This window comes from Vibrio comitans (assembly GCA_024346835.1).
GTDB lineage: Bacteria > Pseudomonadota > Gammaproteobacteria > Enterobacterales > Vibrionaceae > Vibrio > Vibrio comitans.
The window spans coordinates 1,763,670-1,776,332 of record AP024866.1; the positions used below are offsets into that span (position 1 = coordinate 1,763,670).

Genomic DNA, 12,663 nt, shown 5'->3' on the forward strand with positions numbered 1-12,663 from the left:
ACGATGCAACAAATTCTTGAACAACTTTATCGCCAAGAAGCCTTGAGCCAAGAGCAGAGTCAAACCTTGTTTGACCAAATTATCAAAGGCGAAGTAGAGCCGATTGTACTGAGTTCAGTTCTTACTGCTCTTAAAATTAAAGGCGAGACACCAGAAGAAATTGCTGGAGCGGCTAAAGCATTGCTTGCTAATGCACAGCCCTTCCCTCGTCCAGATTACGATTTTGCGGATATCGTAGGCACAGGTGGAGACGGTTCAAATACCTTCAACATCTCAACCACTGCAGCGTTTGTTGCAGCGGCAGTTGGCCTTAAAGTGGCAAAACACGGCAACCGCGGCGTATCAAGTAAGTCTGGCTCTTCGGATCTGTTGGACTCTTTTGGTATTAATCTGGCGATGAGCGCTGAAGATACGGCAAAAGCGGTAGACGATATCGGTGTTGCCTTTTTGTTTGCTCCTCAATATCACCAAGGTGTCCGCCACGCAATGCCTGTGCGTCAGGCACTGAAGACACGCACTATCTTCAATATTCTTGGCCCTCTGATTAACCCTGCTCGCCCGAACATCGAGCTAATGGGTGTTTACGATGAAAGCTTAGTCGCGCCTATTGCTGAAACCATGCAGCAGATGGACATGAAACGAGCTGCGGTTGTTCATGGCAGTGGCCTTGATGAAGTAGCGATTCACGGCACAACAACGGTAGCTGAAATCAAAAACGGCAAAATAGAACATTACACGCTAACGGCAGAAGACTTTGGTCTTAACACGCATCCGTTAGAGGCGCTAAAAGGTGGCACACCTGAAGAGAACCGCACTATTGTGACCAATCTCTTAACAGGCAAAGGTACTGAAGCGCAAGAATCAGCGGTAGCCGCTAATGTGGCCCTGCTAATGAAACTGTTTGGTCACGAAGACCTTAAAGCTAACGCACAGCAGGCAATTGCTGCGATGCGCAGTGGAAAGGCATACCAACTTGTAGAACAACTGGCAGCTAGAGGTTAATCATGTCAGAGCATATTTCTCAGCAAAACAAAGACATGGCGCAAGTACTGGCTAAGATCGTTGCCGACAAAGCGATTTGGGTAGAAGAGCGCGAAAACGCGCAACCACTGGAGTCCTTTCAGTCGTCGCTGACTCAATCTGACCGCAGTTTTTATGATGCGCTTTCTGGGGACAACACCGCGTTTATCCTTGAGTGCAAAAAGGCTTCTCCATCAAAGGGGTTGATTCGTGATGACTTCGATCTGGACTACATTGCGTCGGTATACAACAATCACGCCAGTGCTATTTCGGTACTGACTGACGAGAAGTACTTTCAAGGCAGCTTTGATTTCTTACCTCAGGTAAAGAAACAAACCAAGCAGCCTATTTTATGTAAAGACTTCATGATTTCGCCATATCAGGTCTACCTGGCTCGCCATTATCAAGCGGATGCAATCTTGTTGATGCTGTCTGTTCTTAATGACGACGAATATCGCGAACTTGCACAAATTGCGCACTTATTAGGTATGGGCGTTCTTACCGAAGTCAGTAATGAAGAAGAACTTGAACGTGCTATCGAGTTGAAAGCAAAAGTGGTTGGCATCAACAACCGCAATTTACGTGACCTTACTATTGACCTAAACCGCACCAAACAACTGGCACCAAAATTGCCAGAAGGCACCACGGTTATTTCTGAATCGGGTATCTACAACCATCAACAAGTGCGTGATCTTGCTAAGTTCGCAAATGGCTTCTTGATTGGTAGCTCATTGATGTCAGAAGACAACATTGAACTGGCAGTACGTAAAGTATTGCTGGGTGAAAACAAGGTTTGCGGTTTGACTCATGCCGATGATGCAGCAAAAGCTTATAATGCGGGTGCTATCTATGGCGGGCTTATCTTTGCCGATAAGTCCAAACGCAAGGTAGATGAAGAGAGCGCACGCCTGACAATGAGCGGTGCGCCACTTCGTTATGTAGGCGTCTTTCAGAACCAAAGCTCTGAATACATCTGCGAGATGGCAAAATCCTTAGAGTTAAATGCGATTCAGTTGCATGGTGATGAAGACGAAGCCTTTGTCGCTGACCTGCGTGAGCAACTTGATGACAACACTGAGATTTGGAAAGCCTACGGTGTAATGGACGAAGTGCCTTCTTTTGTAGGAAACGTTGACCGTCACCTTCTCGATTCAAAAATAGGCACTCAAAGCGGTGGCACTGGTAAAGCATTTGATTGGTCAAAAATAGACAATCCTAATGTGATGCTAGCGGGTGGCTTAAATGCAGACAATATTGCCGAGGCATCACAGCTTGGCTGTTTGGGTCTTGATCTGAACTCCGGCGTAGAAATTGAACCAGGTAAGAAATCTCGTGAAAAGCTAGAACAAGCTTTTGCCACGATCAGAAATTATTGATTACAACGCCTATCTCACTGAGTATGTACTGAGATAGCGATACCGAATTTAAGGATATTACGATGGCAAAACTAGATGCCTACTTTGGCGAGTTCGGTGGACAATACGTTCCACAGATCCTCGTTCCAGCGCTTGACCAACTTGAGCAAGCTTTCATTGACGCACAAGAAGACCCAGAATTTCACGCTGAATTCATGCAATTATTGCAAGAATACGCAGGTCGCCCAACAGCGCTAACGCTGACTCGCAACCTGACGACAGGCACGAAAACCAAGCTATATCTAAAGCGTGAAGACTTACTTCACGGTGGTGCGCATAAAACCAACCAAGTGTTAGGCCAAGCACTTCTTGCTAAACGCATGGGTAAGAAAGAGATCATCGCAGAAACTGGTGCAGGCCAACACGGCGTTGCATCAGCACTCGCTTGTGCGCTTCTTGGTCTTAAGTGTCGCGTTTACATGGGTGCTAAAGACGTTGAACGTCAAAGCCCTAACGTATTCCGCATGCGTCTAATGGGTGCCGAAGTTATCCCAGTACACTCTGGCTCAGCAACATTAAAAGATGCGTGTAACGAAGCTCTGCGTGACTGGTCTGCAAGCTATGAAGACGCGCACTACCTATTAGGTACTGCTGCAGGTCCTCACCCATTCCCAACTATCGTGCGCGAATTCCAGCACATGATTGGTGAAGAGACTAAGCACCAAATCATGGCTCGCGAAGGCCGTTTACCTGACGCTGTTATCGCTTGTGTTGGCGGTGGTTCAAACGCGATTGGTATGTTCTCTGACTTCATCGAAGAGTCTGATGTTCGTCTTATTGGTGTAGAGCCTGCTGGTAAAGGTCTAGATACAGACATGCACGGCGCACCACTTAAGCACGGCAAACTAGGTATCTTCTTTGGTATGAAGGCACCTTTGATGCAAGATACTCACGGTCAAATTGAAGAGTCTTACTCGGTATCAGCAGGACTTGATTTCCCATCAGTGGGCCCGCAACACGCTCACCTTAACGCGACAGGCCGCGCAGAATATGGCGCAGTTACTGATGATGAAGCACTAGATGCATTCCAGATCTTGGCTCGTAAAGAAGGCATCATCCCTGCTCTTGAATCAGCGCATGCACTTGCCTATGCATTAAAACTGGCATTTGATGAGCCAGAAAAAGAACAACTGTTAGTGGTTAACCTATCAGGCCGCGGTGATAAAGATATCTTCACTGTGCACGATATTCTGAAAGAAAAGGGAGAAATATAATGGATCGTTACGCTGCGCTATTCGAGCGTTTAGACGCTAAACAACAAGGTGCATTTGTTCCTTTCGTGACTATTGGCGATCCTAATCCAGAGCTATCTTTGCAAATTATGCAAACGCTAGCCAACTCTGGTGCTGATGCCCTTGAACTCGGCATTCCATTTTCAGATCCATTGGCAGATGGTCCAACAATCCAAGGCGCAAATATTCGCGCTCTAGATTCAAAAACGACGCCGACTATTTGTTTTGAGTTGATCGCTCAGATCCGTGAACAACATCCAGACCTTCCTATCGGTCTTCTGGTTTACGCGAACCTAGTGTTTGCCAACGGTATTGAGCAGTTCTATCAGGCCTGTGCGAAAGCCGGCGTTGATTCCGTACTGATTGCAGACGTTCCTACTGGCGAGAGTGAAGAATTCAATATTGCGGCTAAAAAAGCGGGTGTGCATGCCATCTTCATCGCTCCGCCAACAGCAACGGATGAAACTCTTAAGCAAGTATCAGAGCTAGGTGGTGGTTACACTTACCTACTTTCTCGTGCCGGTGTGACGGGTGCAGAAACTAAGGCAAACATGCCGGTTGACCACATGCTTGAGCGTCTAGCTAAGTTTGATGCTCCACCAGCACTGCTCGGTTTTGGTATCTCACAGCCTGAACAAGTAAAGACCGCTATCGAAGCAGGCGCTGCAGGTGCGATCTCTGGGTCTGCGGTTGTAAAGATCATCGAGAACAACGTTAACAACCCACAGCAAATGCTTGGCGAACTAGCGACTTTCGTAACAAACATGAAGGCAGCTACTCAAAAGTAATTCTGCTTTAGTGAATATAGAGCCACATTTTGCATTAGCAGAATGTGGCTTTTTTCATTTTCCACCCCGCCATATGCAACATACTCATTACAACTCCTCTCATAATCGAGTTCAATATGTGTATAAATACCACCCAACGCAAACGATTGCCTTGCCCATTAATCATACAAAAAGATAATTAACGATGAACAAGATCTGCTGGAATTATCAATCCCCCTAAAAATAGCGTGATCTAGATCGCACTTATTCTTGCTAACCCTGCCACATAACCTCAGATAAAAGTACAAAGAAGCACCCTAAAATATAGGGCAATGGGCCATATATATATTCTTATATTCGGCAATACCTAAAATTGTTAGCACAAAAGGTAAAGGAAGTGTTAAAAGATAAAAGTTTACTCGGCAATATTGGTGTGCAAGTTGTTATTGCAATGATTGTCGGCACCCTTGTGGGTGCAGTAATGGGTGAGAGCGCTACTGTATTCGCTCCTCTAGGTACTATCTTCATTAATCTAATCAAGATGTTGGTTATTCCACTAGTCGCAGTTGCACTAATCTCTGGTGCTGCGGGTCTAGGTAACAGCTCTAATGCTGGTAAGGTTGGCCTAACAACCCTTGGTTTCTTCGGCTTAACTTCTGCACTAGCTGTAGCGCTCGCTTTGGTAATGGGTAACCTATTCCAACCGGGTACTGGTATCGATGTGGCTTCTGTTCAGAGCATGTTCTCTACAGAATACGCAGCTCAAGGCGCCCTACCAGGCTTCTGGGATACTGTTACTGGCATGATCCCAACGAACTTCTTCCAGTCTTTGAACGAAGCAAACATACTGCAAATCCTAGTTTTCTGTCTTTTCTTTGGTATTGCTGTTTCAAGTCTTGAGAAAGAGCGTCGCGACCCTTTGATCAATGGCGTAAATGCTATCGTTGATGCAATGGTATGGATGATCAACAAGGTGATGCTAATCGCACCTTTAGGCGTATTTGGCCTAATGGCTGACGCTGTTGGTTCGTTCGGTTTTGGCGCACTAATGGTGGTGTTCAAGCTATTCGTGGTTTATGTTGCTGCTATCTTGATCTTTGGTTTCGTTGTTTACCCTATTCTGGTTCACGTATTCACTAAGACTTCTGCGAAGAAATTCCTAGTCGCTATGAAGAAACCACAAGCGGTTGCACTTTCAACCGCTTCTTCTATGGCAACACTTCCTGTGACCATGAACACCGTTGAAAACGAGCTTGGCGTTAAAAACTCTACCGCTTCTTTCGTATTGCCTCTTGGCGCGACCATCAACATGTCAGGTAACGCAATCTACTACGGTTTAGTCGCGATCTTCTTCGCTCAGATGTTCGGTATCGATCTAAGCCTAGGTGCGTACATCGCTATCATCGCAACGTCTACATTAGGCGCGGTGGGTCAAGCGGGTGTACCTGGACCATCATTCCTTGTAGTTGCAGTTCTATTAGCCGCTGGTATCCCAATCGAAGGCCTACCACTACTGTTTGCTCTAGACCGTATCTTCGACATGATTCGTACAGCGCTAAACATCACTGGCGATGCTGCATGTGCCGTTATCGTTGATGCTCTAGTTGAAGAAGAAGCGCAAGTTGAGCTTCAGAAGCAACAAGCGTAACTAAGACAACGCAATTTAATATCAAGCTGGGCTATAACGCCCAGCTTTTTTATTTCGAATGTTTCCAAGACTTGTTTCTATTCTCATTGCGAACTACCCTTCTCTAGCGCTCGAAATTTAACCAGCGCCTTTTCTCTCGCGTACTCGTCGTAAAAAGTATCGCTCGCTCCATCAACCTTCGGTGATTTGTGGTGAGTTTTCAACGCAAAATAGTGGTGTCTTTCACCTTAATCCTAGGGCTTATTCTCTTTTCATTAGCAGGTTTGTTTGTTTTACAGCACGCCTCTCTCTTAAATGATTTAACGAAAGAACGTATAAAAACCACACTGAGTATTGCAGCTCAACCTATTGAATCCTTCGCTGATATGGGCTTGCCTGTATCATTAGTCCGCAATAAGGAATACCTGCTACAACGCGCGCAAACAAGTGACCCAAACATTCAAAACCTGTACCTCCTCAACCTAACGGGAATAATGGTAGCCAGTGCAACAGGTGATAAGTTTTCCATTTCACAAAAAAGGGTCGAGCAATGGCTGCGCTCTTCTGAAGAGAGCTGGCCAATTATCAATACAGAAGACCAAGGCCTTGTTGGACGAGTGATATTAAACGGCGACGACCAAAGGATCGCGATACTGTTAATTCAATACGACACTAGCGATATGGTGTTGAAGCAACAGACGTTTAAAGACAACATTTTAGCCTGGGCATGCGTAACTTGGTTGATAGGTTCGCTAATAGGCACTATTTTGCTTGGGCGAACTAGTAAACGAATCGTTAAGCAGCTACACAGCAGAAACAGTGTCAGTGAAGATATTTCCAAAAACTACAAAGCCGCAATAGATAACTACAACAATGTTGGGCAATCATCCCCTTTACCGCTTTGTCATAAACCAGCCTCTTTTTCCATTAAAAATCTGACTGAAACAAGAGTAATGGGAATAGATGAAACAGGCTTTACTAGGAAGATCCTCAAGAAGATGGGCTTGCAGGTTTTTTCTCTGGTACTGCTATGTGCACTCCTGCTTTCCCTTTATGGCCACAGAGAAATTCAGCGCTTCATATCCCCAGAAATAAACCTGCGAACCCAGCTAATTACCAACGAAATTGCCAAGGAATTTGAGCATGCAATGTACCTCAATATTCCCCTAGCTACCTTGGTACAAGATAAAAGCTATTTCGTGCACCTTATTAGTCTATTTGAAGAAATTGAAGGTTTAACAATCCAAACACAGCAGTGGTCTATCACTGTGGGGCGCGATCTAATCCACCTAAACAACAGTATTGAGAAGACTCTGCAACTCAGTCATCAAGACCAAGCAAGACTAATTTTTAAGACCAATAGCACCCAGATAGACAAACAGATTTTGTCTCACTCAATGGATTTTTTAACCCTGTTAATAGTGGTATTACTATTGGGATTTGAGCTCATTGCCTTGATGCTTACCGTCTCTATTACAAAGCCTCTCAAAGCCTTGGCCATCATTGCCCGTAAACAAGCTCAGTTTGATTTTTCATTGCTGTACAGGGGAACGTCTGATCATCAGCAAACTAAGCAACTGGATCAGTTAAATCAACAAGCGGTTAGCCTCTGCCAAAACGTAGTTAGGAAAATCATTTCCACACCCCAACGATTACAAGAGTTCGGAATTAAAGCAAACCGGTCACTACAGTTTTCATTTCCTAGACCAAAGGTACTGCGCCTTGCTCATCTATCGGATATACGTTTCGCCCTATTTCTTATCTCACTAGCGGATGAGTTACCTTTGTCTTTTTTCCTCATTTTCAGTAAAGAGCTTTTACCGCAAGTTGGAGCCGTCAACGCTAACTTGTTGCTGACGCTACCGCTCATTAGTTACATGATTGCAGGTCTTGTTGTCGCACCTTTTGCAAGACCACTCAGCATCAAAATAGGATATAGGCACCTTTTTCTTGTTTCTGCTTCATTAACCATATTGGCAAAAGTCGCCTTCTTTTACTCCACTAATATTCCACAGCTCATTTTCGCAAACGCTATCAACGGCATAGGTTTTGTACTGGCTCTATTAGCTTGCCAAGACTACGCATTGGATCAGTTACCTAGACAATCTCGAGCGATAGCCAATAGTCAGTTGCGAGCAACAGCAACGGCAGGTGTATTTACAGGGACGGCATTAGGTGGCGTATTGGCGGAGTATGTTGGAGCAAGAGTCGCGTTTATCGTCTGTGCGGTATTTGCCGTTGTAGCGATGGTGCTCATTGCGCAGTTTGTCTGCAAAGGAAGGCCCAAGGTATCACGCTCAAGTTCGCAAGGGCTATCAATGAAAATGCTAGAGTGTCTCACCCATCGACGATACTTATCTCTCGTGATTGGCTACATGTTACCGCTAGCGCTGATTGACCATGTCTTCATTACCTACCTGTTGGCAATGCAGTTAAATGAAATTCAGGTTTCAGTGGTTGATATCTCTAGGGCTATGTTGCTGTACTTTCTGTTTTATATATTGGGTGGCTCTTTGTTAGGTAAACTCCCCCAAAGGTTACAAGTTACCCCAAGCCTACTTCCCATATCACTACTTGCTACCTCTGGCGCATTATTATTAGTGTCGATGAACCCGAGTTTTATCGGCATGGTATGGGTTTGTATGCTTAGTGGTTTATGTATGGGTCTGTGCATGGGGCCTTTAACCGACAAGGTCATGCGACTCGCCGAAGGTCCACTCTCCTATCTTGGTGCCTCAAATGTGCTTGGCTTGATGCGTGTAATTGAGCGAGGCGGGGCAATCATCGGACTGCTCGTTGCAGGCATACTCAGCGGTTACTATTCCTATGCCGCTACTTTAAACGCTCTTGCGTGGTTCTCCATCGGCGGAGTAATGCTCAGCCTTCTACTGCTTATACCAGAGCGCAAGTTGGAGTCTCCATCATGATCAAAGCTATGATTCAAATCTTCGTCTTCGCTTTACTAGTCTGCGCTACCAGTATGAGGGTTAATGCTTCTAACCAATATACCGTTACTATGGTGCTATGGGACGGATGCGAGGCAGTTTGTAACGGGCTCAATGATGCACTGCAAGACTCTGCCTACAATATTCAGTTTCAGCTGTTAAATGCGCGGGGCGATGCCAACAATCTGGCGGCTATAAGAGCTCAGATAAACGAAGAAAAGCCCGATGCAGTGGTGACATGGGGAACCAAAACCACAATTGAAATCGCAGGCAGAACAAATAGTAAAAGTGGCGTAGATAGTTCAATTCCTGTGATTTTCACCCAAGTATCTGATCCTATCGCATCTGACATCATCCATGACTTCCAACATACTGGCCGACCCAATATTACCGGTGTGCACAGCCGAGTACCGGAAGTCGTCAACATCAGTGCCATCAAACAATACATGCCTAACTTTAAAGTGTTAGGTGTTTTGTTTGAACCCGGAGCGGAAAATTCAATCAATAAAGTAAAAGAGCTAAAAGCCTTGAGTGAACAACATGGATTCAATCTCGTTTCAGTTCCATTAGATTTGAATGCTGAACCTATTAAGGCCATTGACCACGGTGTTCAAAAACTCAAAAAGCATGGTGTTGATTTTATCTACCTAGGCTCGAGTACTTACTTAGAAAAGCATGGCGCTATCTTGATTGATTGTGCCCTAAAAGCCTCCCTACCCATTATTACACCCTACGAGAACATGGTGCATGATTCACACGCCCTTATGTCTATCGCCGCTAACGATTATGAAGTTGGAAAAATAGCCGCACTACAAATAGAAAAATTATTCTCAACTGATACGCAGGCAGGACAACTGCCCGTGCTGCAGGTGGAAGACTTTGCTTATACCGTAAATATTAACATCGCTAAAGTGCTCAATTTATATCCTCCAATGTCTCTTTTGAAGATTATTGAGATCACCCCGCCAATTGAAGAAAACCTTTCCCTCGGAGATCTAAACTAATTATTAAAGAATTCTTTAAACTGTTTCGTGAGTGCAGCTAATTAAAACGCTTATTCAAGGTGTTATCTTGTTGATCTAGCAACCGATATCTCACTTACTATAAGTAGCACAGCTTAATTAGAGGATAGACACCATGCAGAAAACCATACTCATCACTGGCGCTACCGACGGTATTGGCCTTGAAACTGCCAAAACACTCGCCAAACAAGGTCATCATTTATTAATTCATGGCCGCAATCCTCAGAAGCTTCAAAAAGTACAAGATGAGCTTTCTAGTCTTCCAGGTGCGGGCAAGATAGAAACCTACGAATCGGATCTTTCTCGTTTAGCTGATGTTAAGGCGCTAGCAGGTAAAATCGCTGAGGATCATTCACACCTCGATGGTTTGATCAATAATGCTGGTGTTTATAGCGTTGCGAATACAGTAACGGCGGATAACCTAGATGTACGCTTTGCGGTAAATACGCTTGCGCCTTATTTGCTTACGCAAAAACTACTCCCGCTAATGAACAGCGAAAGTCGTGTGGTTAACTTATCTTCTGCAGCGCAATCTACTGTTGATATCAACGCACTATTGGGTGAAAAGTCACTCTCTGAAGGTGACGCATACGCACAGAGTAAACTCGCGATTACCATGTGGACAAGAACTCTTGCTATAGTCCTTGGCGCTAACGGCCCAGCTATCATCGCGGTAAATCCAGCTTCGTTTCTTGGTAGCAAGATGGTGAAAGATGCATACGGGGTAGCAGGAGGAGACCTTTCAATTGGTGCTGATATCCTAGTTCGCGCGGTGTTATCTGAAGAGTTTGCTGATGCATCAGGAAAGTATTTTGATAACGATATTGGTCGTTTCAATGACCCTCATCGCGATGCACTCAATAGTGAAAAGTGCAATGCTGTTGTATCTACACTAGATAAAATGCTTGCGGCGTATAGTTAATACAGTCCAAGCAAATCCATAGATGAATGAAGCCCTACTGCATCGTCAAGTGGGGCTTCTTATTATCTGCAACGCTCAATGAACTCTTGAGTCGCCTTGCCCAAGTTTACGATCAACAAAAGCGCACATTGGGGATTATCAGTAAAGCCATGCAGTGGTGTAACATTGCATTCCGAGCAATGCTCAACCTGATAACGTTCAAACTGGTATCGGTCTAGTTTTTGACAGGCTTCTTCGGCATTTCTAACGCCAACTATTGACCAATACTGAGTGATATCTACGGAAAAATAATTCTTGAAGAGCACTCGTATCGTTTGCGAGTCAAAAAAATCATAGTCTGCGATATCATTATTCAATCGGGTTTGCATTACCGAGCCAAGGTCCGTTGAAAGTGCTTCCCCATACTTTTCTACTAATAATTCGCTTGCTAATGCCTTAACGTAGCAATCCCATGCATCAAGCGCAGACACCAAGATCTTATCGGAATCACTAGGATGTTTTTCTAATCTCGTTTGTAACACGGTTATTGCGTTCAGAAAATTTGCGTGAGCAGCAGGCATTACTATCCCTATCAGAAAAATGCAATTCAACTTTATAAGTACTAAATACCATTAAAATAGAGAAGGTTCAACATATATGATACGTCGTGCATATAAATAAAAACAAAGGCCACTGTAATAGTGGCCTTATCTAAATTTCTGAAACTAGCCTTTAGCGGCAACTAGGCGCTGGTATAGGGAGTCTTTCAACACTGCTCGGTCGTGTTTCATCTTGTGCATTTCTTCATCGGTAATTGGTTCACCGTTCAACTCTAACACACGAATTTCTTTATCTAATGCAGTATAGGTTTTATTGTCTTGGGCAAAAGTTTCATTGCCTTCAACCAGTTGCTTGATAACGTCTTGTAATTCTGGAAAGTCGTTCTCGAGAGAGTGTTTCTCACCTAACATAATCACCCCTTTAGTAAGGTATAGAGTAAAATTGCCGTTGGATTCACAATAAATGTAGCATGCTATTTTGAGCTACTGGCTGTTTCCCCAAAAATTACTCTAAATTTTGGCTAAAACTTGATCTATCTGATTAAGAGTGACATCGCCATCTTGATAGTTGATTGGTAGCTCTACAATAGACTCCCCTTTCACGACAAATAACGAAGGAAAACTATTGCCACCTATCGAGCGAGCAAAGCTAAGTTCTTGCATCAACGCTTGCTCTATTTCGGGCGAACCTAATTCTTTCTCAAATTGTTCGACATCAAGTCCAATTTCGCGAGCAAGTTCGATTAAAGTAGAGACATCACTCGGGTTTCTAGCTTGAAGGTAATAAGCCTGTTGAACTGCGGTTAGCATCTCTTTTTCCGCACCTTGCGATCTTGCACAAAGCATGGCTCTACAGGCGGGATAAGTAGAACGACGGGGTGTATTCGATGTCCAGAAGTCGTGGTTAAATTGAGTCCCTAGTAAGGACTCAATTTTGTTCCAGTAGGAGGCTATTTGCTTGCGCATCTCCAAAGGCATAGGAATATCAGAATCTGGGGCTAATCCACCGACTAGATACACTATCTCAAGTTTATCTTTTAGTGCTGACTCTAGTTTTAACCATGTTGGCTTATAACCCCAGCACCATGCACACATGGGGTCATAAACATGATAAAGACGCGCGGTTTCCTTACTCATTGTCACTCCTAACACACTGATTTATCAAGTCAGTTAA

At 44.4% G+C, this 12,663-nt stretch carries 11 protein-coding genes; 8 read left to right on the forward strand and 3 right to left on the reverse strand.

Annotated features, from left to right (window positions below; all coding sequences use genetic code 11):
* Nucleotides 1–3 precede the first annotated feature (3 nt).
* The 8 genes from trpD (at nucleotide 4) to OCU46_RS08080 (ending at nucleotide 10,950) form a co-directional block, all read left to right on the forward strand.
* Nucleotides 4–1,002 carry an anthranilate phosphoribosyltransferase gene (gene trpD, locus OCU46_RS08045; RefSeq protein WP_141268286.1) on the forward strand — a complete coding sequence of 333 codons (999 nt, stop codon included), beginning with the start codon at nucleotides 4–6 and terminating at the stop codon, nucleotides 1,000–1,002.
* A gap of 2 nt (nucleotides 1,003–1,004) precedes the next feature.
* Complete coding sequence (gene trpCF, locus OCU46_RS08050; RefSeq protein WP_141268287.1) at nucleotides 1,005–2,396, forward strand: bifunctional indole-3-glycerol-phosphate synthase TrpC/phosphoribosylanthranilate isomerase TrpF; 1,392 nt, start codon at nucleotides 1,005–1,007, stop codon at nucleotides 2,394–2,396.
* A gap of 62 nt (nucleotides 2,397–2,458) precedes the next feature.
* Nucleotides 2,459–3,649: a tryptophan synthase subunit beta gene (gene trpB, locus OCU46_RS08055; RefSeq protein WP_141268288.1), complete on the forward strand. Its 1,191-nt coding sequence runs from the start codon at nucleotides 2,459–2,461 to the stop codon at nucleotides 3,647–3,649.
* Complete coding sequence (gene trpA / locus OCU46_RS08060; RefSeq protein ID WP_141268289.1) at nucleotides 3,649–4,455, forward strand: tryptophan synthase subunit alpha; 807 nt, start codon at nucleotides 3,649–3,651, stop codon at nucleotides 4,453–4,455. The genes trpB and trpA overlap by 1 nt, the downstream gene beginning before the upstream one ends.
* A gap of 352 nt (nucleotides 4,456–4,807) precedes the next feature.
* Nucleotides 4,808–6,082 (forward strand): dicarboxylate/amino acid:cation symporter, encoded by a 1,275-nt coding sequence (locus tag OCU46_RS08065; protein ID WP_280176831.1) that lies wholly within the window; start codon nucleotides 4,808–4,810, stop codon nucleotides 6,080–6,082.
* 191 nt (nucleotides 6,083–6,273) lie between these two features.
* Complete coding sequence (locus tag OCU46_RS08070) at nucleotides 6,274–8,988, forward strand: MFS transporter (protein WP_141268291.1); 2,715 nt, start codon at nucleotides 6,274–6,276, stop codon at nucleotides 8,986–8,988.
* Nucleotides 8,985–10,010, forward strand: coding sequence for an ABC transporter substrate-binding protein (locus OCU46_RS08075; protein WP_141268292.1), 1,026 nt, complete (start codon nucleotides 8,985–8,987; stop codon nucleotides 10,008–10,010). The genes OCU46_RS08070 and OCU46_RS08075 overlap by 4 nt, the downstream gene beginning before the upstream one ends.
* 133 nt (nucleotides 10,011–10,143) lie before the next feature.
* Nucleotides 10,144–10,950, forward strand: coding sequence for an SDR family NAD(P)-dependent oxidoreductase (locus tag OCU46_RS08080; protein WP_141268293.1), 807 nt, complete (start codon nucleotides 10,144–10,146; stop codon nucleotides 10,948–10,950).
* Between the two features lie 62 nt (nucleotides 10,951–11,012).
* On the opposite strand, the gene OCU46_RS08085 is transcribed toward OCU46_RS08080, so the two are convergent.
* From OCU46_RS08085 to OCU46_RS08095, 3 genes are all read right to left on the reverse strand, one after another.
* Nucleotides 11,013–11,510 (reverse strand): hypothetical protein, encoded by a 498-nt coding sequence (locus OCU46_RS08085; protein WP_141268294.1) that lies wholly within the window; start codon nucleotides 11,508–11,510, stop codon nucleotides 11,013–11,015.
* 144 nt (nucleotides 11,511–11,654) lie between these two features.
* Complete coding sequence (locus OCU46_RS08090) at nucleotides 11,655–11,900, reverse strand: HP1242/YdcH family protein (protein ID WP_141268295.1); 246 nt, start codon at nucleotides 11,898–11,900, stop codon at nucleotides 11,655–11,657.
* A gap of 99 nt (nucleotides 11,901–11,999) precedes the next feature.
* On the reverse strand, nucleotides 12,000–12,626 hold the full coding sequence (locus OCU46_RS08095) for a DsbA family protein (protein ID WP_141268296.1): 627 nt from the start codon (nucleotides 12,624–12,626) through the stop codon (nucleotides 12,000–12,002).
* Nucleotides 12,627–12,663 lie beyond the last annotated feature (37 nt).